Raw genomic sequence first — 19,849 nt, forward strand, 5'->3', positions numbered from 1 at the left:
CTCAGGGGTTGGCGGTCGGCGAGCCGCTGCTGTCCGAGCGCTTCGCATCCGGCGCGGGAGGAGCGACGGCCGACTCGGCGGTCGGCTTCTCGTCGTCCTCCTTCATCGCCTTCATCTCGCCCTTGAACACGCGCGCGGACTGCCCCATGCTCTTGGCGAGCGCGGGCAGCTTGGCGGCGCCGAAGAGCAGCAGGATCACCGCGAGGATGAGGAGCCACTGCCAGCCTTGGATTCCCATGATCGTCCTTCCGAGGGGCTTTCGGGCCATCCTACCCCCGCGTTTGGTCACCGATACTGGGCGAGCCCTGCTTCGGCCCATTCCGCGGCGGCGCGCCGCGCCTCCACGGGTGCGAGGATCTCCAGCTCCCCGCCCCGACGCGCCGCCAGCCTGCGGAGGCTGTACGCGTCGGCGACCCGCATCGTCGCCTCCGCCGTCACACCGTCGGGCGCGATCTCGATCTGCGCTCGATCCGCGTAGTCGCCGAGAAGCGGAGCGGAGTGCACGGGGAAGCGGACTCGCGCCGGCACATCGCCTCCGGCGCCCTCCAGCCAGCCCGGCACCGAGTCCGGGACGTGGGTCACGGGGATTTCCGTGACCGTGAGATCGCTCACCCTGTCGAGGTGGAATGTGCGCATGCCCTCCCGCAGGTGGCACCATCCCTGCAGGTACCACTGGCCATCGGCGATGTGGACCTTCACCGGGTCGACGGTGCGGGTCGTGGGCGCCGCATCCGGCGCTTTGTAGGTGAACGACACCGCGACCGCGCGCTCGAGCGCCTCGGCCACCGCGGAGCGGACGTCGTCCACCGGCCCCGGCACCATCACCAGATCCGCCGGTGTCGCCGAGGCACCGCGGGCCAGCTTGGCCAGCAGACCGGTGAACAGCTCGGAGTCGCCGACGCCCGGGATGGATCGCGCCAGCTGCAGACCGGCCAGGAGAGCCGCAGCCTCCCGCGCGGTGAGCCGTGGCGCACGCTCCAGACCAACGGTGTTGGTGATGACGATGCGGTCCTGCTGATCCAGAAGGTCCCAGTCGATGTCGAACAGGTCGTTCGACATCTGCCAGAAACCCTGCTCGCCGGGGAGGCCGATCACGGTGAGTTTCTGCACCATCGCCCGCATCTGGTCGGGGGTGACGTCGAAGGCCTCCGCGGCTTCGGTCACCGAGACCTCGCCCTTGCCGATGAGGTACGGCACCAGCTGCAGCATGAGCGCCGCACGATCCGTGGCGAGCTGCGGACGGGCGTTCACGCCGACACCCGGTGCCGGTCGCGGACGGCGATCAACCGCGCGATGACCTGGTCGCGGAGCGCGTCCGGAGCGACGACACGCACCTCGGGCCCGTAGGAGGCCAGCTCGTCGGCGAAGACGTGCAGATCGACGAACGGCACGCGGATGCCCTGATCCGCCGGCTCGGCGCGGCGGGCGAGACGCAGCGCCGCCTCGGTTCCGGGGTCGACCTCGAGGACGGCGACGTTGCGGGCCGCGACGGCCTCCAAGCCCGCGCGCGCCCGTACCCCGGCCCCCTCGCGCAGAGCGGGATCGAATCGCTCGCGGGTGAGGACGGCGTCACCGACCACGCGCGAGAGCAGGAACGTGCGCTCGGCATCCTGATCGAGGTCCCAGCCGAACACGTGCCAGCGGGCCTCGTAGTCCACCAGCGCCAGCGGACGGATGCGGCGCCGACGCGGTGCACGCTCCCCCGGCTTGAGGTAGTCGAAGGCGACGACTCTCGCCGACTCGATGGCCTGCTGCATCGGCGCGAAGGCGGGGTCGCGCAGGCTGATGCGCGGGGCGAACCCGACGATCGGGGCGTCGACGGCGATGCCGAGCGCGCGGATCTTCCGCAGCGCGCCGCGCGCGCCGTCGGACATCGAGCTCTGCCCCCATACCTCGGCGGCGAGGTTGAGCAGGGCGATCTCGTCGGGTCCGAAGTCGATGTCCGTGGGCAGCTCGTACTCGGAAGTCGGGATGCGGTACCGGGCCTCGCGCAGATCGTCGGGGTCGAGCCAGTCGCCGATCGTCTCGATCGGCACACCGAGTGCGCGGAGGTTCTCCTTGTCGCGCTCGAACATCTTCTCCCGCGCGTCCTTCGACGCTCCGCCCGTCCCCTGCTCACGGTAGCCGGCGACGGACGACAGGATGGCGTCCTTCGTCAGCCCCTGCTCGGTGGCAAGGAGGGCGACGACCAGGTTGACCAGTCGCTCCTCGGGCGGGATCTTCGCGGACGGGGCAGACATCGGCTTCATCCTACGGTCGTGCCGCCGCGCGGCCGACCCCCTCCGGTCACGGCGCGGCGTCGAGCCCGAGGATGTCGATCACGAACACGAGGGTGGATCCCGCCGGAATGGCGCCCTGGTCCGTGTCGCCGTACCCCTGGTCGGGCGGGATGACGACGAGCACCTGGGAGCCGACGGTCTGCCCCTCCAGGGCGGCCGCGAATCCGGGCACGACGCCATCGAGCGTGAGGGACGCCGGAGCCTGGCCCCACGAGGAGTCGAACTCCTCGCGCTCGGCCCACGTCACGCCGGTGTAGTGGACGCGCACGGGCACGTCTCCCGTGACGACCGGGCCGTCGCCCTTCTTCAGGGTCTGCACCACCAGCTCGCTGGGCGGCGCACCCTCCGGGATGATGAGACCGGGCTGACCGTCGGGAGCCCGCACGACCGAGGGGAGACCGAAGCCGTCCGTGAACTGGTCGGCGCCGTCGGCCTTCGGCAGGTAGACCTTGCGGACGTCCACGACCGCGATGGCCGACTCGTCCGCGGCGAGCCCGAGGCCCTCCGCCGCGCCCTCGGCGATGTCGCCCGGGGCGAGGGCCACCGTCACCCGGGATCCCTCGGTCGCGCACGACAGCGCGTCCGAGAACGCGGGGAACGTGTCGACCCACTGCGTGAGGGTGTACACCCGCGAGAGATCTCCGTCGTACGGCGTGGCGATGATGGTCTCGCCGGAGTCGCCGCCGATGAGGGCGATGTCCACCGACACGAGCTGATCATCGGTCGTGATGGGCGTGCCGTCGCCGACGATCTCGTCGCGCGCCGCCCACTCGTCCGTCCGGAACGGCGTGTACACGTCCACTTCGGGGAGCGCGTCGGTCGCCCCGGACACCGAGATCAGGTCGAGCACGCCCGCCTCGCCGGCGGGCCGGTCGCACGCGGTGTCCGCGGGGGCGGCGCAGCCGGTCAGGCCGACAGCGGCCAGACCGAGGATCGTGAGGGCAGCGGAGAAGGTACGCACCCGACGATTCTAGGCGGAAGCGTCGGGTGCGCTTTCGCGGCGCTGCGCCTCGATCGCGGCATCCGCTGCGCGCCGGGCCTCGCGCACGCGCTTGCGCAGATTCTTGTCGGTGATCTCTCGATCGCCCACGGCGCCCGGGGTCCACAGCTCCACATCCTCGTCCGAGTAACTGGACTTGGAGGCACGACGCTTCTGCTCGGGGGCGACGGCACCGGGGGCGAGGCGCCGCGCCCAGATGAGGAATCCGGTGTGGGCGATCATCCGGTGGTCGGGACGCACGGCGAGCCCCTCGACGTGCCACCCGCGCACCATGGTCTCGCTCGCCTCGGGATCGGTGAAGAGACCGGTGCCGCGCAGATACTCGGCCACACGGCTCAGCTGCGTCGCGGTGGCCACGTAGCAGAGGACGACTCCGCCCGGGGTGAGCGCGTCGGCGACGACGTCGATGCACTCCCACGGGGCCAGCATGTCCAGCACGACCCGGTCGACGGATGCCGCGGGAAGGGTCGCCGGAAGAGCGGCGGCGAGGTCGCCGACGACGACTTCCCAGTTCTCCGGGGTGTCACCGACGAAGGTCTCGACGTTCGCCCGCGCGACCTCGGCGAAGTCCTCGCGCCGCTCGAACGACACCAGTCGCCCCTCGTCGCCGATCGCGCGGAGGAGCCACAGGGACAGGGCGCCCGAGCCGACGCCCGCCTCCACGACCACGGCGCCCGGGAACACATCGGCCTCGGCCACGATCTGCGCGGCATCCTTCGGGTAGACGATCGCCGCTCCCCGCGGCATCGACATGACGAAATCGCGGAGGAGGGGTCGCAGCGCGAGATACTCGTGTCCTCCGCTGCCGGTGACGACGCTGCCGTCCGGGAGACCCACGAGGTCGGCATGCCGGAGGACGCCGTGGTGGGTGTGCATCTCGCCGCCCTCGCGGAGGGTGATCGTGTGCAGTCGTCCCTTGGGACCGGTCAGCTGCACGCGATCGCCCAGCCGGAACGGGCCGCTCGGCCGACCGCTCATGCGGACGCCTCCGTCCCACGACGCGCCGCGTGGGCGGCGTGGACGGCCCGGAGGTCGTCCACCGACCGCCCCTCGAGGCTCGGCCACAGGGCATGGGCGCCGGTCCCCTCGAGCGACACCATGAGCGGAACGCCGATGGACACCGCACCCGAGGCCACCGCCGACCGCAGGCCGTTCGGGGAGTCTTCGATCGCGACCACCTCGGTCGGGTCCACGCCGAGAGCGGCACACGCCTGCAGGTAGGGGTCCGGGTGCGGTTTGGGTCGGGTCGCGTCGTCGCCGGCGACGATGACGTCGAAGGCGTCGAAGTCGATCAGGTCCACGACGGTGGTGGCCATCCGACGCATCGACATCGTCACCAGGGCCGTGCGGATGCCCGCCCCCTTGAGCTCTGCGAGCATCTCGCGGGCACCCGGACGGAAGGGCACGCCGGTCTCGGCGAGCTGGCGCATGACGTCGTCGGTGAGGTGGTCGATGATCTCGTGCACCCCCATGCGGACACCGGCGTCCTGGAAGATGCGGGCGGAGTCCTCCAGCCCGAGGCCGACGAGCCCCAGGGCCTGCTCGTGCGACCAGGAACCGCCGAAGCTCTCCACGAGCGGCGTTTCCGCGTTCATCCAATAGGGCTCGGTGTCCACGAGCGTTCCGTCCATGTCCCAGAGGACCGCGGCGAGGGTGGGGGAAGTCATCCGCCCCATGGTACGGGCCTATCCTGGAGACAGTCCGCGCCGGCGGGCAGGAGGAGGTCGCGTGAACGGACTGGGACGTCGGGTGCTCGTCGCCGCGTTCGACGGGTGGAACGATGCGGGCGAGGCGGCCTCATCCGCCCTGACGCACCTGCGGGACTCCGGAGAGTACGAGCCGGTGTTCTCGGTCGACCCCGAGCTGTACTTCGACTACCAGTACACCCGGCCGCACATCGCCGCCGACGCCGACGGGAAGCGCACGCTCCGCTGGCCGGAGGCCACGCTCCTTCGACCCACGTCCCCCGCCTCGGGCACCCAGCTGTGGCTGCTCACCGGTGTGGAGCCGGCGCGCGCCTGGCAGGCGTTCGCGAACGAGTTCGTCGACATCGCGCTGCGCGAGGATGTGACCGGCTTCGTCGCTCTGGGCTCGATGATGTCCGACGTCCCCCACACGCGTCCGATCTCGGTCTTCGCCGGCAGCGACAACGATCAGCTCCGCACCACGCTCGACCTCGAACGCAGCTCGTACGAGGGGCCCGTCGGAATCCTCAGCGCCCTCGCGCACGCAGCCGACGCCGCCGGCATCCCCGCGGCGAGCCTGTGGGCGAGCGTCCCGCACTACGTGGCCGGCCACACCCCCTCACCCAAGGCGACGCTCGCCCTCCTCGATCGTCTCGAGGACCTCACCGGCGCCGACATCGCGCGCGGCACGCTGTCGACCGATGCCGCCGCCTGGGAGGCGTCGATCGACGCCGCGGCGGCCGATGACGAGGAGATGACGGAGTACATCCGCCAGCTGGAGACCACCCGCGACACGTGGGACTCGCCCGAGGCGTCCGGCGACGCGATCGCGCAGGAGTTCGAGCGCTACCTGCGACGCCGCGGGGACGGCCCCGGCAAGCCCGGGCGCGACGACCCCCGCCGCTGAGGCGAAGTCAGTACGCCGACAGCACGCCGGTCGCGAGCAGCACCAGGATCACCGATCCCAGAACGATCCGGTAGATCACGAAGGGCAGGAAGCTGCGCTTGGAGATCCAGGCCATGAAGAACGCGATGACGGCGAGCGCGACCACGAACGCCACCGCGGTCGCCACCCCGGTCTCGACGAGGGTGAACGGCCCCTGCTGGTTCCAGCTCTTGCCGAGCTGGTAGAAGCCGCTGCCGAAGACGGCGGGGATCGCCAGGAGGAAGGCGTAGCGTGCCGCAGCGGCGCGCTCATAGCCGAGGAACAGACCCGCGGTTATGGTTCCGCCCGAGCGGGACACCCCCGGGATGAGGGCGAGCGCCTGGGCGAATCCGAACACCACGCCGTGACCGACCGTCAGCTGATCGAGCCGGCGGCGCTTGGCGCCGACGTAGTCGGCGATGCCGAGCAGGATGCCGAACGCGATCAGCATGATCGCGATGACCCACAGCGACCGGAAGGTCGTCTCGATCTGGTCCTCGAACAGGAGCCCGAGCACGACGATCGGGAGACTCCCGATGATGATCAGCCAGCCCATGCGGGCATCGGGGTCGTTGCGCGGCACCTTCCCCGCCAGGGAGCGGAACCACGCGCCGATGATGCGGACGATGTCGCGCCAGAAGAACACCACCACCGCGGCCTCGGTGCCGATCTGCGTGATCGCGGTGAAGGCGGCACCGGGGTCCTGCGCGGAGGGCATGAACTCCCCGACGATCCGCAGGTGCGCACTGGAGGAGATGGGGAGGAATTCGGTCAGCCCCTGGATCAGGCCGAGGAAGATCGCCTCGAACAGCATGGGCGCCTTTCGTGGGGAAGCGGATGCCGGGGCATCCGGAAGCGTCAGTAGGTGCGGATGAGGTCTGCCAGGACGGTCTGACCGAAGACGAGCGCGTCGATGGGAACGCGCTCGTCCACGCCGTGGAACATGCCGGTGAAGTCGAGGTCGGCGGGCAGGCGGAGCGGGGCGAACCCGAAGCCGGCGATGCCGAGCTCGGCGAGGGCTTTGTTGTCGGTTCCGCCCCCCATCAGGTACGGGATGACGGGAACACCGGGGTCGTGCCGGCCGAGGGCGCCGACCATCGCCTCGACGAGATCGCCCGCGAAGGGGACCTCGAGCCCGATGTCGCGGTGGACGACCTCGACGGCGACATCCTCGCCGACGATCTCCCGGATCGCGGCGAGGACGGCGTCTTCGGTCCCCGGCAGCGCCCGGACGTCGATGAGTGCCTCCGCCCGGTCGGGGATCACGTTGTGCTTGTACCCCGCGGAGAGCCCCGTGGGGTTGGTCGTCGTGCGGAGCGTGGAACGGAGGAAGCCGGATGCCGCCCCGGTGGCGGCGGCGACCGCGTCGGCATCCGCGGCATCCATGCCGGAGAGTCGGGCGAGATCGGCGACCATGCGCTCGGTCGCCGGAGTCAGCTCGACCGGCCAGGCGGTCCGTCCGAGCCGGGCGACGGCCTCGGCGAGGGCGGTGACGGCGTTGTCGGCATGGAAGCTCGAACCGTGAGCGGCGCGTCCTCGCGCGACGAGACGGATCCACACCAGTGCCTTCTCGCCGACCTGCAGGAGGTACGCGCGTCGGTCATCGACGGAGATCGAGTATCCGCCCACCTCGCTGATCGCCTCGGTCGCGCCGGCGAACCACTCCGGCCGGTCGCGCACGACGAGTGCGGAGCCCTCGACGCCGCCGTTCTCCTCATCGGCGAAGAAGGTGACGATCAGGTCGCGCTCCGGCTGCTCCCCGGCACGCAGCAGATCGCCGACGGCCGCGAGGATCATCGCGTCCATGTCCTTCATGTCCACCGCGCCGCGTCCCCAGAGCATGCCGTCCCGGATCTCGCCGGCGAACGGGTCGACGCTCCAGTCCCCCGCCACGGCGGGCACGACGTCGAGGTGCCCGTGCAGGATGAGGGCCGGCTTCTCGCGGTTCCGCCCCGGGATGCGGGTGGTGAGGTTCGTCCGGCGAGGAATGGGCTCGTAGTACTCGACGTCGAGGCCGAGCGCCTCCAGGTAGGCCCCGGCGTACTCCGCGGCCTCCTTCTCACCGCGCGCACGTCCGCCGCCGTGATTCGTCGTATCGAACCGGATGAGGTCTCGGGCGAGGGCGGCGACGTGAGGGATCTCCGGTTCGAGCGAGGGCATGCGCTCCAACCTACCCCCCGGAGGTTTCGACCCCGTGACACGAGAAAGGCCCCCGTCTCCGGGGGCCTTTCTCGTTCTGTGCGCGAGGGGGGACTTGAACCCCCACGCCCTATACGGGCACTAGCACCTCAAGCTAGCGCGTCTACCTATTCCGCCACCCGCGCGAGTGGTTTTTTGCGGTTTCGCAACCGAGGATCGACACTACCACGACTCCGGTCCGCCTCCGAACCGACGTCATCCGAGGGTCACTCCGAACAGCAGGCCCAGGACGTAGGTGATGGCCGCCGCGCCGTACCCGATGAGCAGCTGACGGATGCCGCGGGTCAGCGGCGACGCCCCGGACAGGACGCCGACGGTGGCTCCGGTGATCAGGAGGGCGACGCCCACGAGCGCCAGGGCGGTGCCGACGGCGGCGAGTCCCGCCATCCCGAAGATCCAGGGCAGCACCGGGATGATGGCACCGGACGCGAAGAAGAGGAAGCTCGAGACCGCGGCCCCCCACGCCCTGCCCACGATCTCGTGCTCGTCGGCGTCCACCGCGTGGCGATGGGCCTCGACGCGGAACGGCAGCGTCCGATCGGCGCTCTGCGCCGCCGCGACCACCTCGTCCGCACGCGCGCGCGCGTCCGCCTCCGACATGCCGCGGGTGCGGTAGACGAGGGCGAGCTCGTTGGCGTCGAGGTCGAGGTCGGGGATCACGTGGTCGGCATCCTGGTTGGACTCCGTGGCGCGCAGGAGCTCCCGCTGCGAGCGGACAGAGACGAACTCCCCCGCTCCCATGGACAGGGCGCCCGCCAGGAGTCCGGCGATGCCGCTGAAGAGGACGACCTGGCTGCCGACGCCGGTCGCCCCGATGCCGAGGACCAGCGCGAGGTTCGACACCAGACCGTCGTTGGCACCGAAGACCGCGGCGCGGAAGGTACCCGACAGCCGACGCCGGCCTCGCGCCGCGAGGCCCCGGACGACCTCGTGGTGGATCTTCTCGTCCGCCGCCATGGCCGGCGTCGCGAAGGGCTCGGACTCGTAGGGCGAGCGCGCCTCGGCGCGCTGGGCGAGCGCCAGGACGAAGATCGACCCGAACCGCCGCGCGAGCAGCGACAGCAGACGCGTCCGCGCATCGGGCCGCGGGAGCCGGGCGGGCTCACCGCCGAGCAGGGTGAGCCAGTGCGCCTCGTGGCGTCCCTCGGCCTCGGCGAGGGCGAGCAGGATCGCGCGCTCCTCGCCGGTGCGGCGTGCGGACAGATCCCGGTACACACGCGCTTCCGCGCGCTCGTCGACGAGGTACTGCGCCCAGCGTCGTCGGTCCCGGGCGGTGGGGTGGGCGGGAGCGGGCGCGGTCATGCAGAGGCCTTCCGGGCGACGGTGGGGGGGATCCCTCCACGCTACTGAGCCGCCCTCCCCCGCACCGACGAAAGCCGCGGATTGCCAGCATTTCGGGCCTCCGAAGCGGACCGCCCCGACCGCCGCACGGAAAGCGGAAGCGGCCGGGGCGGCGTGGGTGTCACCCGATGATGCTCACCGGGTGAAGCTCACCGTCCACGACGATGCGGCGCCGTCGGCGATGCGGTACCAGGCGGTGGGGACGGCGACGATCTCGGCCGTGCCGTCGACACGGACCCTGCCGCTCGGATGGGTCACGCGCTCACCGTCGACGTACCAGGCGATCCCCGGCGTCGCCTTCACCTGCACCTCGTCCTTCCCGCGCCCCGGGCGATCGTGCACCTTGGGGGCGCGCGGGGCGACCTCGTGGGTCAGCACCGGTACGGCGGAGAAGTCCATCCCCGAACCGAGGTGCCACCCGGTGTAGGACGGCTGGTTGTAGGTGGTCTGCTGGCGGGCGACCTCCGCGCGGTACTGCGGGTCATGCATCAGCGTCGCCAGCTGGTGGTCGGTCCCCTCCGTCGAGACGTAGACGCGCATCGCCGTGGAGTCGGCCGTGCGCACCAGGAGCTCCTCCCGCCAATCGCCGAGGATGTCGGCGACGAGGGCGGGGGTGCCCTTCGTCCCGTTGTTGGTGCGGGTCCCCTCCGCTGTGAGGAGCGTCCCTCGCCGACGGTCATCGATGGTCGGGACCGCGTCGCCGCTGCCGTTGACGATCTGAGTGGTGAGGTCGCCCGCCCAGCGGATGGACATGTTCGTGCCGAGGCCGGTCGCGGCTCCGAGCTCCGTGCCGTCCGCGGCGCGCAGGCGCGTCGCCCATGTCTCCAGTCCCGGCACCGCGGGGTCGACGTCGCCGATCATGCCGCGCCCGGTGTCGCGCCCCGTGTAGTCGCCGTAGAGGATCTCACCGTCCGCCGCATCCCGCAGGACGTACCCGTAGGGCGCATAGGCCCCGCCTTCGTGCACCGTGAAGATCTCCAGACCCGGGCGCGACGGGTCGATGTCCGTGACGTGCATGGCGTCACCGTGACCGAGGCGGACCTGCTCCCCCGGCTGAGCGCTCTGCGGGGGCATCTCGGCGAAGGAGCTGTACAGCAGGCTGCCGTCGTGGTCGATGGTCGCGGAGCCGTAGACGATCTCGTGCTTGCCGTCCGCGTCGACGTCGGCCGCGCTCAGCGAATGGAACCCCTGCGTGGTCAGCGAGCCGAACTCCGGATCGGTGCCGTCGCGACCGTGCGGTCCGTCATTGAAGGGGTTGGTCAGCGGGGCGTGGCCGCTGTCGACGTACCAGCGCTCCTTCAGCCGCTTGCCGTCCCAGTCGTACGCCACGAGCGTGGAGCGGGTGTAGTAGCCGCGGGCGAAGACCGCCGAGGGCTGCGCACCGTCCAGATATGCGACGCCCGCGAGGAACCGGTCCACGCGGTTGCCCGGTTCGATGCGCGACATCGCGTAGTCGCCCCAGAGCAGTCCGTCGTCACCGCGGCCCGGCTTGTACGGGATCGTCTCCAGCTCCGCGCCCGTCTCGCCGTCGAACACGGTCAGGTACTCGGGTCCGTCCACGATGAAGCCCTCGAAGTTCCAGAGACGATTGTTCCCGCTGCGGGAGGGCGCGTACACGTCGATGAAGTAGTCGGTGAGCTCGGCGGCGGCATCCGGCGACAGCGGGTAGTCGTGGCGCACCTCGATTCCCCAGGCCTCCTCGAGCGTGGCGGGCCACTGTCCCGAGACGACCTCGTCCCGCTCGTGCCAGGACAGGAACATCTCGGCCAGGTGCGCTCGGAAGTCGCCGTTGCTCATGCGGTAGTCGTCGTCGTGCGACACGCCGGCCCGGACGTCCCGACGGGGCAGGGTGATCGTGCTCTCCTCGACCAGGCCGCCGTCGCGATAGGTCGCCGAAGAGGTCCCCGGGGCGGTCTTCATCATCAGCTCGCTGCGTCCGTCGCCGTCGAAGTCATACGCGAGGAACTGCGTGTAGTGGGCACCGGCTCGGATGTTCTTCCCGAGCGAGATCCGATTCAGGAGCTCGCCTTCGAGCGTGTAGGTGTCCACGAACACCTCCCCGGTGTAGCCGACCTGGGAGACGTCCTTGGAGTTCGACGGATCCCACTTCACGATCAGCTCGTAGCGGCCGTCGCCATCGACGTCGGCCACCGAGGCGTCGTTGGCGGAGTACGTGTACGCCTCGCCCACCGGGGTGACGCCGTCGGCGGGTCGGACGAGCGGGATGTCGAAGAAGCCGTCTCGGTGGACCGGGACCGACGCGCTCTCCTGCCCGGCTACCCCCGCGCGCACGGGGGTCACGGTGTACTGTGCGCCCGGCGCGCCGTCCGTGTCCAGATAGGAGGTGACGTCGGAGACGGTGGCGATCTCGTCGCCGTCGCGGGTGATCCGCCACTGCGGACCCGCCTGGCCCGTGTCGGTCGCTCCGGTCACCTCGGAGGCGAGGAGTCGCCAGGACAGGAAGGTGCCGTCGGAGGTGCTGAGGGCGACGAGCCCGCGATCCAGGTCCTCGAGCTGCGTCAGTCCTTTCGGGGTGTGCTCGCGCACGAAGGGACCGCGCGGTTCGTCCCGCGCGGATGCCGGATGGGCCATGCCCAGCACGAGACAGCCCGCCGCGAGCGCGGCCAGAGGGAGACGGAATGGTCGAACGTGGGGAGTCATCTTCGAAACCTCGTCACAGATGTGTGTCCCGAGCGGTCGGTCGTCGACCCTCGGTTGGATAGCGCTTTCCGTGCGTGCAAGCCACGGTAGCCGCGCATCTCCGAGCGGTCAACCCGGGGTCAGGAGTGCACGCGGCGGCGGAGCAGATCGATGCGCGACTGCAGTTGCGCGACCGTCGCGTGGGAGACCGCGGGGCCACCGCACAGGCGGCGGAGTTCGGCGTGCACGGCGCCGTGCGGTTCGCCGGACTGCCGGGCATAGAGCCCCACGAGACTGTTCAGCAGCTGGCGCTGCTCCTTGAGTGTGCGATGCAGCGGCGCGGGGAGCCCGTCGTCGTCCGCCTGGGCCGGGGCCTGGGTCTCGCGATCCTTGCGGTGCCGGCTCTGGCGCGCCTGTCGCTGCATGAGCAGGTCGTGGACGTGCTCGGGCTCGAGGAGTCCGGGGAGCCCCAGGAACTCCTCCTCCTCGGGCGTGCCCGGCACGGCCAGCTGGCCGAACTCGCGTCCGTCGTACAGGACGCGGTCGAAATGCGCGAGGGACCCCAGCGCCTGGAACGTGAACTCCTCGGTCAAGGCGTCCGAGGCGGAGTCCTCGCGCTCCGCGGCGTCCATCAGGTCTTCCTCGGCGTTCCAGTCATCGCCGTCCGACTCGCGGTCCAGGGCGTGGTCGCGCTGTCGCTCGAGCTCACCCGCGAGCGACAGCAGCACGGGGACGTTGGGAAGGAACACGCTCGCCGTCTCGCCTCGCTTGCGCGCCCGTACGAAGCGGCCGATGGCCTGCGCGAAGAAGAGCGGGGTGGAGGCCGAGGTCGCGTACACCCCGACGGCGAGCCGGGGCACGTCGACGCCCTCGGACACCATCCGAACCGCGACCATCCACCGGCTGGTGCCCTTCGAGAACGTCTCGATCCGCGACGACGCCTCGGCCTCATCGGAGAGGACGACCGTGGGCGCCTCCCCCGTGAGGGAGGCGAGGATCTCGGCGTAGGCGCGCGCCGCGGTCTGGTCTGTGGCGATGACCAGTCCCCCGGCATCCGGAACCTGCTCGCGAACCTCGCTGAGCCGACGGTCGGCCGATCGCAGAACCGCCGGGATCCACTCCCCCTGCGGGTCGAGGGCGGTGCGCCACGCCTGGGACGTGATGTCCTTCGTGTTGTCCTGGCCGAGCTGGGCCTCCATCTCGTCGCCCGCTTTGGTGCGCCAGCGCATGCTGCCCGCGTAGACGAGGAAGAGCACCGGGCGGACGACACCATCCTCGAGTGCGCGACGGTAGCCGTAGCTGTAGTCGGTGCGTGAGAGCCGGATCCCCTTGGCGTCGGGGTGGTACTCCACGAACGGGATGGGGGCGGTGTCGCTGCGGAACGGCGTCCCCGACAGCAGCAGTCGACGCGTGGCCCGACTGTAGGCCTCGCGGAGCGCATCGCCCCAGCTCAGCGCGTCTCCACCGTGATGGACCTCGTCGAGGATCACCAGCGTCCGCGCGTCGAGGACCAGCCTCTGATGCACCGACGCCTTGACGGCCACCTGGGCATAGGTCACCGCCACCCCGTGGTACTGCCGCGCGGGCGCGGCGTGACGATTGCTGAACGCCGGATCGAGGCGGATCGACACGCGGGCGGCGGCATCGGCCCACTGCGTCTTGAGGTGCTCGGTCGGGGCGACAACGACGATCCGGTCCACCACGCCGCGGCGCAGCAGCTCGCTGGCCAGTCGCAGCGCGAACGTCGTCTTCCCGGCGCCGGGGGTCGCGGCGGCGAGGAAGTCGCGCGGACCTTTGCCCGGCCCGTCCGGGCCGTCCATGCCGAAGTAGAGGTCGAGCGCCTCGGCCTGCCACGCCCGGAGGCGCTGCGCGGTGCCCCAAGGAGCGCGCTGCGGGTAGGTCGGGGAGAGGTGCTCGGCGGCGAAGCTCCCGAAGTGCGGTTCTTCGAGGATTGCAGCCTCGTCCATCACACCTCCCGGCTCGCTCCACCCGCGCGGGTCCCACGACACGCACGGCGACTCACCACCCTAAACGAGCCGGCGGACACCCGGGCTACCCTGGGGAGCGGTCACGAACCGCGAGGAGAGCCATGCCGGACACCGCCGAGACGCCCGCCCCGTACACGTCCGATCCGGGCGCGCATCCCTGGCGGCGCTACGTCGCCCTCGGCGACTCGTTCACGGAGGGCGTGGGCGACCCCGAGCCCTCCCTCCCCAACGGACTCCGCGGATGGGCCGATCGCGTCGCGGAGGTGCTGGGCTCTCAAGTCGACGACTTCGCCTACGCCAATCTCGCCGTGCGCGGGCGCCTCATCGGTCAGATCGTGGCCGAGCAGGTCGAGCCGGCTCTGGCCCTCACGCCGGACCTCGTGACCTTCTCCGCGGGCGGGAACGACGTGATCCGTCCCGGCGCGGACCCCGACGCGGTCGCCGAGCTGTTCGAGGACGCGGTGGTGCGGCTGAGCAGCAACGGCGCGACCGTCGTGGTGTTCACCGGCATCGACACCCGGTTCACGCCCGTCTTCCGCGGCATCCGAGGACGGGTGGCCATCTACAACGAGAACATCCGCGCGATCGCCGACAAGTACGACTGCATCGTGGCCGATCAGTGGGCGCTGAAGGAGGTGCAGGACATGCGCTTCTTCGACGACGACAGGCTGCACCTGAACACTCTCGGCCACCATGAGGTGGCGCGGATGGTCCTGCGGGCGCTGAACGTGCCGAACGACCTCGCCCCGATGCAGCCGGATCCGCTGCCGTCTCGGACGTGGCGGGCCGCTCGGCAGAACGATCTCGTGTGGGCGCGCACGCATCTCGTCCCGTGGGTGCTCCGGCGGCTGCGTCAGCAGTCCTCCGGCGACACGATCCACGCCAAGCGCCCCGAGGCGATGCCCGTGATCCGCTCCTCGGAGTCGATCACGGACGAGGGCGCAGAGCCCAGAGGGTGACGGCGCTCGCGGCCGCGACGTTGAGGGAGTCCACGCCCCCCGCCATGGGGATGCGCACGATCGCGTCCGCCGCAGCGAGCGCCGCCGACGACAGGCCGTCCCCCTCTGCCCCGAAGGCGACCGCGACGCGCTCCGGCGCCGCCGCGGCGAAGTCGTCCAGCGCGACCGCATCCTGGCGCAGCGCGAGGGCCGCGAGGGTGAATCCCGCCTCGCGGAACATCTCGCGCGCCTGATCCCACTCCGGCATACGTGCCCACGGCACCTGGAACACGGTGCCCATGCTGACCCGCACGCTCCGCCGATACAGCGGGTCGGCACATCGTGCGCTGACCAGGACGGCGTCCGCGCCGAGCCCCGCCGCGGAGCGGAAGATGGCCCCCACGTTGGTGTGGTCGACGATGTCCTCCAGCACGACCACGCGGCGCGCGCGTGACAGGAGCGCGCGGGGGTCGACCGGCGCCGGACGCTCCACCGCGGCCAGGGCGCCACGGTGCACCGCGTATCCCGTCACGGCTTCGGCCACGGCATCCTCGACCAGGAGGATGGGCACCTCGGGCGCGTCGACGAGCAGCGCCTCGACCTCGAGGAGCCACTTCTGCTGGACGAGGACGGACCTCGGACGATGACCGGCTGCGATGGCCCGCGCGATCACCTTGGCCGACTCGGCGATGTACAGCCCCTCCTCGGGTTCCCGGACCCGACGCAACGCGACATCGGTGAGATCGCGGTAGTCGCGCAGGCGCGGATCGGCGGGGTCCGTGACGCGGAGGATCGGCATCCGTCCACTCTGGCACCTCACGTAACGCGCCGGAAAAGCCGGCGTCCTACACTCGAGACTCGGAAGGGGTGCGCGTGACGACGCTGACCGGCGGGGATCCGCAGACGCAGGCCGCCATCGAGGCGGCGACCTCGGTGCTGGCCGGGCGACGCATCGCCGTGCTCACCGGCGCGGGCGTGTCCACCGACTCCGGCATACCGGATTACCGCGGGCAGGGCGCGCCGGTGCGCACTCCGATGACCGTCGAGCAGTTCCTCGCCAGTGACGGCGCCCGTCGCCGCTACTGGGTCGGCTCCCACCTCGGGTGGAACGCCTTCGCCGCCGCGGCCCCCAACGCCGGTCACGTGGCCCTCGCCGCCCTCGAAGCGCGAGGGCTGCTCACCGGGGTCGTCACCCAGAATGTGGACGGACTGCACGTGCGGGCAGGGAGCCGACGGGTGGTCGAGCTGCACGGGACGATGCGCCGGGTGTTCTGCGTGCACTGCGGACAGGTCTTCGACCGTCGGGACCTCGCTGCCCGCGTCGAGGAGGAGAACCCCTGGATCCGCGTGCCGGAGAACGTCGCGCTCGGCCCCGACGGCGACGTCCTCCCCGAGAGCACCGAGGGCTTCCGCATTCCGGTGTGCACCGTGTGCGCGGGGATGCTGAAGCCGGACGTCGTCTTCTTCGGCGAGTACATCCCCGCGGAGAAGTTCCGCGAGGCGGAGCAGCTCGTACTCACCAGCCAGGCCCTCCTGATCGCCGGCTCGTCGCTCGTCGTGAACTCCGGCATCCGTCTGCTGGAGCGAGCGCGACGGCGCCGGATGCCGGTGGTCATCGTGAACCGCGGAGCCACCCGGGCCGACACGAAGGCCACCGTGAAGATCGACGGCGGGACGAGTGAGGTGCTCGGCGCACTCGCCGACGCCCTCCCGGCGCTGCCCTCCTGACCGACCCCGTAGGCTCGTTCCGTGACGCACCTGACGATGATCCGGCACGGCCAGACGGACTGGAACCGGGATCTCCGCATCCAGGGCTCCACCGACATCCCCCTCAACGACACCGGACGCGCTCAGGCCCGCGAGGCGGCCCACGCCCTCGCGATGAGCCCCGACGCGCCCACGCGCGTCGTGTCGAGCGATCTGTCCCGGGCGCGCGAGACCGCGGAGATCATCGCCGACGTCCTCGAACTCGAGGCTCCCCGCGTGTATCCCGCCCTCCGCGAACGCGCCTACGGCGAGGCCGAAGGGTTGGAGACCGCGGAGTTCTTCCGGAGGTTCGGCGACTGGCACACCGCCGAGATCCCCGACGCCGAGCCATGGCCGACGCTGCGCGCGCGGGCACTCGGCGGGCTCGCGGAGGCGGTGGCGGACGTCCGGCGCGACACGGCGCCCGCGTCGGCTTCCCTCATCGTCGTCAGCCACGGGGCGCTCATCCGGGAACTGCTGCGCCACGCCACGGCCGGTGCGTTCCCCCCGCCGGGGCAGCGCCTGCCCAACGCCTCCGCCTACGAGCTGCGGTACGAGCGCGAGAGGCTCAGTCTGCTCTCCTACGCCGGCGCCTGAGCACCGCCCCCACGGGCCAGAACCGCGCGGGCGTGCCGCAGCACCGGCTCGTCGACCATGCGCCCCTCGAACGCGAACACGCCGCCGCTCCCGACGGCGGCGGTGAGGACGCCGCGCGCCCATCGCAGGGTCGCCGCGTCCGGCCGGTAGGCCTCGCGGATCACGGGTGCCTGCGACGGGTGGATGCACGCGGTGGCGCTGAATCCGGAGGCCGCGGCATCCGCCGCCTCTCGGGCGAGACCCTTGGTGTCGCCGATGTCGAGATGCACCGCGTCGACGGCGGCGATCCCCGCCGCCCCCGCGGCCATCAGCACGCGAGACCGGGCGTACCGTGCGATGTCGCGGTAGCGCCCGTTCGGCTTCCTGCTCGAGGTCCCCCCGAGGGAGGCGACGAGGTCCTCCGCACCCCACATCAGCGCTTCGACGCGCGGCACCTCGGCGATACGCTCCGCCCGGGCGACCCCACGCGCCGTCTCGCACAGGGCGATGATGCGGAACCGGGGGTCGATCTTCGCCAATCTCTTGGGCGACTCCGCTTTCGCGACCATGACGCGGCGGAAGTCGGTCTGGGACAGGGTCGCCATGTCCGCGACGTGGTCCGCCGTTCCGAGCGGGTTGACCCGGACGATCACGCGGTCCGGGTCGACGTCGGTCTCGATGAGCGCGCCGCGGGCATCCGCCTTCGAACCGGCCGCCACCGCGTCCTCGAGGTCGAGGATGACCGCGTCCGCGCGGGCGAGCGCGGTGCCGAAGCGGTCCGGACGGTCGGCGGGGCAGAACAGGAGCGCGGGGCCGAGGGTGAAGGTCATGGTGTCTCCTTCGGGATGGGCGTGGGGTTCGCGCCTGCCCCGGTCGGGCGGCACCACAGGAGCGCGACGCGTGTCGCGGTCGCGACGACGTCATGATCCTGGTTGCGTCCGACGTGCGCGAGGGTCACCACCCCCTGTCCGGGCCGTGATGACGAGAGGCGGCTGTCGACGACCCGGGTCTCGCAGTACAGCGTGTCGCCCGCGAACAGCGGCGCGGGGAAGGTCACGTCGGAGAGTCCGAGCTGCGCGACCAGAGTGCCCTGGGTGATCTGGGCGACCGAGGCCCCGACCATGGTGGACAGCGTCCACATCGAGTTCATCAGGGGTCTGCCGAACGGCTGTGTGGCCGCGAAGGCGGCGTCGAGATGCAGGGCCTGCGTGTTCATCGTCAGCGACGAGAACAGGACGTTGTCGGCCTCGGTCGCCGTGCGACCGGGCCGGTGGAGGAACACCGCGCCGACGGGCAGTTCCTCGACATAGCGTCCGCGCTCGACGATCGGCTCCATCCCGCTCACGCTACCGGGCTCACACCAGGCCGAGCGAGCGGGCGATGACGAGGAGCTGCACCTCGGTCGTGCCCTCGCCGATCTCGAGGATCTTGGAGTCACGGTAGTGACGGGCCACGGCGAACTCGTTCATGAAGCCGTTCCCGCCGAAGACCTGCGTCGCGTCGCGGGCGTTGTCCATGGCGGCGTCGCTCGCGGTCAGCTTCGCGATCGCGGCTTCGGTCTTGAACGGCCGCCCCGCGTCGCGCAGACGCGCCGCGTGGTGCCACGCCAGCCGGGCGTTGTGTACGCGCAGCTGCATCCGTGCGAGGAGGAACTGCATGCTCTGCCGGCCCGACAGCGGCGATCCGAAGACGTTCCGGGACCGCGCGTAGTCGACCGCGGCCTCCAGGCAGCCCTCGGCGGCGCCGGTCGCGAGCGCGGCGATGGCGATGCGCCCCTCGTCGAGGATGTGCAGGAACGCGGCGAACCCCCGCCCGCGTTCGCCGAGGAGGTGGTCCTCGGGGACGCGCACGTCGTCGAAGGCGAGCGGGTGCGTGTCCGAGGCATGCCAGCCGACCTTGTCGTAGGCCGGGAGGACGTGGAAGCCCGGAGTGCCCGAGGGGACGATGATCGTGGAGATCTCCTTCCTCCCGTCACGCTCGCCCGTGACCGCCGTGACCGTCACGAACCGCGTGATGTCCGTGCCGGAGTTGGTGATGAACTGCTTCGTGCCGTTGACGACCCAGGTGCCGTCGTCCTCGCGCGCGGTCGTGCGCGTCGCGCCGGCATCCGACCCCGCCTCGGGTTCGGTCAGCCCGAATCCGGCGAGCGCACGGCCGGCGACGAGGTCGGGCAGCCATCGCTCCCGCTGGCCGGCGGAGCCGAAGCGGAAGATCGGCATGGCTCCGAGGCTCACCGCGGCCTCGAGCGTGATCGCCATCGACTGATCGACGCGACCCAGCGCCTCCACGGCCAGGCAGAGCGAGAAGTAGTCACCCCCCTGCCCGCCGACCTCCTCGGGGAACGGCAGACCGAACAGCCCGAGCTCCCCCATCTGCGCCACGACGTCCAGCGGGAGCGTACGCGTGCGATCGGCCTCGTACGACCGTGGCGCGACGACGTCGTCGGCGAAGGATCGGAGCATGCCGGCGAGCTCGCGCTCCTCGTCGGTCAGGGAGTGGTCGGTCAGAGTGGGCGTGGACATGGTTCTCCTG

The 19,849-nt window shown here is 71.2% G+C and carries 19 protein-coding genes and 1 tRNA gene; 4 read left to right on the forward strand and 16 right to left on the reverse strand.

The window, feature by feature from the left end:
• Position 1: 1 nt before the first annotated feature.
• The 6 genes from tatA to ABXJ56_RS14380 are packed head-to-tail and all read right to left on the reverse strand — an operon-like array spanning position 2 to position 4,946.
• Positions 2–238, reverse strand: a complete 237-nt coding sequence (tatA, locus tag ABXJ56_RS14355) for a twin-arginine translocase TatA/TatE family subunit (RefSeq protein WP_354000401.1) — start codon at positions 236–238, stop codon at positions 2–4.
• A gap of 47 nt (positions 239–285) precedes the next feature.
• Positions 286–1,251 carry a helix-turn-helix transcriptional regulator gene (locus tag ABXJ56_RS14360; protein WP_354000402.1) on the reverse strand — a complete coding sequence of 322 codons (966 nt, stop codon included), beginning with the start codon at positions 1,249–1,251 and terminating at the stop codon, positions 286–288.
• Positions 1,248–2,240 carry a helix-turn-helix transcriptional regulator gene (locus tag ABXJ56_RS14365; protein ID WP_354000403.1) on the reverse strand — a complete coding sequence of 331 codons (993 nt, stop codon included), beginning with the start codon at positions 2,238–2,240 and terminating at the stop codon, positions 1,248–1,250. Before ABXJ56_RS14365 ends, ABXJ56_RS14360 begins: the two co-directional genes overlap by 4 nt.
• 46 nt (positions 2,241–2,286) lie before the next feature.
• On the reverse strand, positions 2,287–3,240 hold the full coding sequence (locus ABXJ56_RS14370; protein ID WP_354000404.1) for an FKBP-type peptidyl-prolyl cis-trans isomerase: 954 nt from the start codon (positions 3,238–3,240) through the stop codon (positions 2,287–2,289).
• A 9-nt stretch (positions 3,241–3,249) separates the two neighbouring features.
• Positions 3,250–4,257 (reverse strand): tRNA (adenine-N1)-methyltransferase, encoded by a 1,008-nt coding sequence (locus ABXJ56_RS14375; RefSeq protein ID WP_354000405.1) that lies wholly within the window; start codon positions 4,255–4,257, stop codon positions 3,250–3,252.
• On the reverse strand, positions 4,254–4,946 hold the full coding sequence (locus tag ABXJ56_RS14380; protein ID WP_354000406.1) for an HAD family hydrolase: 693 nt from the start codon (positions 4,944–4,946) through the stop codon (positions 4,254–4,256). Before ABXJ56_RS14380 ends, ABXJ56_RS14375 begins: the two co-directional genes overlap by 4 nt.
• Before the next feature lie 61 nt (positions 4,947–5,007).
• Here ABXJ56_RS14380 and ABXJ56_RS14385 point away from each other — a divergent pair, with 61 nt between their 5' ends.
• Complete coding sequence (locus tag ABXJ56_RS14385) at positions 5,008–5,871, forward strand: PAC2 family protein (protein WP_354000407.1); 864 nt, start codon at positions 5,008–5,010, stop codon at positions 5,869–5,871.
• Positions 5,872–5,878: 7 nt separating this feature from the next.
• Here ABXJ56_RS14385 and ABXJ56_RS14390 read toward each other — a convergent pair whose 3' ends face one another.
• The 6 genes from ABXJ56_RS14390 to ABXJ56_RS14415 form a co-directional block, all read right to left on the reverse strand.
• On the reverse strand, positions 5,879–6,703 hold the full coding sequence (locus ABXJ56_RS14390; protein WP_354000408.1) for an undecaprenyl-diphosphate phosphatase: 825 nt from the start codon (positions 6,701–6,703) through the stop codon (positions 5,879–5,881).
• A 44-nt stretch (positions 6,704–6,747) separates the two neighbouring features.
• Complete coding sequence (locus ABXJ56_RS14395) at positions 6,748–8,049, reverse strand: M20/M25/M40 family metallo-hydrolase (RefSeq protein ID WP_354000409.1); 1,302 nt, start codon at positions 8,047–8,049, stop codon at positions 6,748–6,750.
• Between the two features lie 79 nt (positions 8,050–8,128).
• Positions 8,129–8,213 (reverse strand) — tRNA-Leu (locus ABXJ56_RS14400).
• Positions 8,214–8,283: 70 nt separating this feature from the next.
• Entirely contained in the window at positions 8,284–9,390 is a 1,107-nt protein-coding gene (locus ABXJ56_RS14405; RefSeq protein ID WP_354000410.1) for a VIT1/CCC1 transporter family protein, read from the reverse strand.
• Between the two features lie 174 nt (positions 9,391–9,564).
• Positions 9,565–12,090 carry a rhamnogalacturonan lyase gene (locus ABXJ56_RS14410; protein ID WP_354000411.1) on the reverse strand — a complete coding sequence of 842 codons (2,526 nt, stop codon included), beginning with the start codon at positions 12,088–12,090 and terminating at the stop codon, positions 9,565–9,567.
• Positions 12,091–12,209: 119 nt separating this feature from the next.
• Positions 12,210–14,036 carry a DEAD/DEAH box helicase gene (locus tag ABXJ56_RS14415; RefSeq protein ID WP_354000602.1) on the reverse strand — a complete coding sequence of 609 codons (1,827 nt, stop codon included), beginning with the start codon at positions 14,034–14,036 and terminating at the stop codon, positions 12,210–12,212.
• Between the two features lie 122 nt (positions 14,037–14,158).
• On the opposite strand from ABXJ56_RS14415, the gene ABXJ56_RS14420 reads away from it, so the two are divergent.
• Positions 14,159–15,016: an SGNH/GDSL hydrolase family protein gene (locus tag ABXJ56_RS14420; RefSeq protein ID WP_354000412.1), complete on the forward strand. Its 858-nt coding sequence runs from the start codon at positions 14,159–14,161 to the stop codon at positions 15,014–15,016.
• Here the strand turns inward: ABXJ56_RS14420 and ABXJ56_RS14425 are convergent.
• Positions 14,985–15,794 (reverse strand): TrmH family RNA methyltransferase, encoded by an 810-nt coding sequence (locus ABXJ56_RS14425; protein WP_354000413.1) that lies wholly within the window; start codon positions 15,792–15,794, stop codon positions 14,985–14,987. The genes ABXJ56_RS14420 and ABXJ56_RS14425 overlap by 32 nt on opposite strands.
• Positions 15,795–15,868: 74 nt before the next feature.
• Here ABXJ56_RS14425 and ABXJ56_RS14430 point away from each other — a divergent pair, with 74 nt between their 5' ends.
• Positions 15,869–16,723, forward strand: a complete 855-nt coding sequence (locus ABXJ56_RS14430) for a Sir2 family NAD-dependent protein deacetylase (RefSeq protein ID WP_435405006.1) — start codon at positions 15,869–15,871, stop codon at positions 16,721–16,723.
• A gap of 21 nt (positions 16,724–16,744) precedes the next feature.
• Positions 16,745–17,338 (forward strand): histidine phosphatase family protein, encoded by a 594-nt coding sequence (locus tag ABXJ56_RS14435; protein ID WP_354000414.1) that lies wholly within the window; start codon positions 16,745–16,747, stop codon positions 17,336–17,338.
• Here ABXJ56_RS14435 and ABXJ56_RS14440 read toward each other — a convergent pair.
• Genes ABXJ56_RS14440 through ABXJ56_RS14450 form a run of 3 tightly spaced genes read right to left on the reverse strand, consistent with a single transcriptional unit; the run spans position 17,323 to position 19,839 of the window.
• Positions 17,323–18,147, reverse strand: a complete 825-nt coding sequence (locus ABXJ56_RS14440) for an HpcH/HpaI aldolase/citrate lyase family protein (RefSeq protein ID WP_354000415.1) — start codon at positions 18,145–18,147, stop codon at positions 17,323–17,325. The genes ABXJ56_RS14435 and ABXJ56_RS14440 overlap by 16 nt on opposite strands.
• On the reverse strand, positions 18,144–18,653 hold the full coding sequence (locus tag ABXJ56_RS14445) for a MaoC family dehydratase (protein ID WP_354000416.1): 510 nt from the start codon (positions 18,651–18,653) through the stop codon (positions 18,144–18,146). The genes ABXJ56_RS14440 and ABXJ56_RS14445 overlap by 4 nt, the downstream gene beginning before the upstream one ends.
• A gap of 19 nt (positions 18,654–18,672) precedes the next feature.
• A complete protein-coding gene (locus ABXJ56_RS14450; protein ID WP_354000417.1) occupies positions 18,673–19,839 on the reverse strand; it encodes an acyl-CoA dehydrogenase family protein in 1,167 nt (388 codons plus the stop codon).
• Positions 19,840–19,849 lie beyond the last annotated feature (10 nt).

Origin of the sequence: Microbacterium aurantiacum (assembly GCF_040532595.1) — a bacterium.
Lineage (GTDB): Bacteria > Actinomycetota > Actinomycetes > Actinomycetales > Microbacteriaceae > Microbacterium > Microbacterium chocolatum_B.

Bases quoted from the DNA above. Each gene is read 5' to 3' on its own strand.
- tatA (WP_354000401.1), bottom strand. From the start codon at position 238: ATGGGAATCCAAGGCTGGCAGTGGCTCCTCATCCTCGCGGTGATCCTG.
- ABXJ56_RS14365 (WP_354000403.1), bottom strand. From the start codon at position 2,240: ATGTCTGCCCCGTCCGCGAAGATCCCGCCCGAGGAGCGACTGGTCAAC.
- ABXJ56_RS14375 (WP_354000405.1), bottom strand. From the start codon at position 4,257: ATGAGCGGTCGGCCGAGCGGCCCGTTCCGGCTGGGCGATCGCGTGCAG.
- ABXJ56_RS14380 (WP_354000406.1), bottom strand. From the start codon at position 4,946: ATGACTTCCCCCACCCTCGCCGCGGTCCTCTGGGACATGGACGGAACG.
- ABXJ56_RS14390 (WP_354000408.1), bottom strand. From the start codon at position 6,703: ATGCTGTTCGAGGCGATCTTCCTCGGCCTGATCCAGGGGCTGACCGAA.
- ABXJ56_RS14395 (WP_354000409.1), bottom strand. From the start codon at position 8,049: ATGCCCTCGCTCGAACCGGAGATCCCTCACGTCGCCGCCCTCGCCCGA.
- ABXJ56_RS14405 (WP_354000410.1), bottom strand. From the start codon at position 9,390: ATGACCGCGCCCGCTCCCGCCCACCCCACCGCCCGGGACCGACGACGC.
- ABXJ56_RS14410 (WP_354000411.1), bottom strand. From the start codon at position 12,090: ATGACTCCCCACGTTCGACCATTCCGTCTCCCTCTGGCCGCGCTCGCG.
- ABXJ56_RS14415 (WP_354000602.1), bottom strand. From the start codon at position 14,036: ATGGACGAGGCTGCAATCCTCGAAGAACCGCACTTCGGGAGCTTCGCC.
- ABXJ56_RS14420 (WP_354000412.1), top strand. From the start codon at position 14,159: ATGCCGGACACCGCCGAGACGCCCGCCCCGTACACGTCCGATCCGGGC.
- ABXJ56_RS14425 (WP_354000413.1), bottom strand. From the start codon at position 15,794: ATGCCGATCCTCCGCGTCACGGACCCCGCCGATCCGCGCCTGCGCGAC.
- ABXJ56_RS14440 (WP_354000415.1), bottom strand. From the start codon at position 18,147: ATGACCTTCACCCTCGGCCCCGCGCTCCTGTTCTGCCCCGCCGACCGT.
- ABXJ56_RS14445 (WP_354000416.1), bottom strand. From the start codon at position 18,653: ATGGAGCCGATCGTCGAGCGCGGACGCTATGTCGAGGAACTGCCCGTC.
- ABXJ56_RS14450 (WP_354000417.1), bottom strand. From the start codon at position 19,839: ATGTCCACGCCCACTCTGACCGACCACTCCCTGACCGACGAGGAGCGC.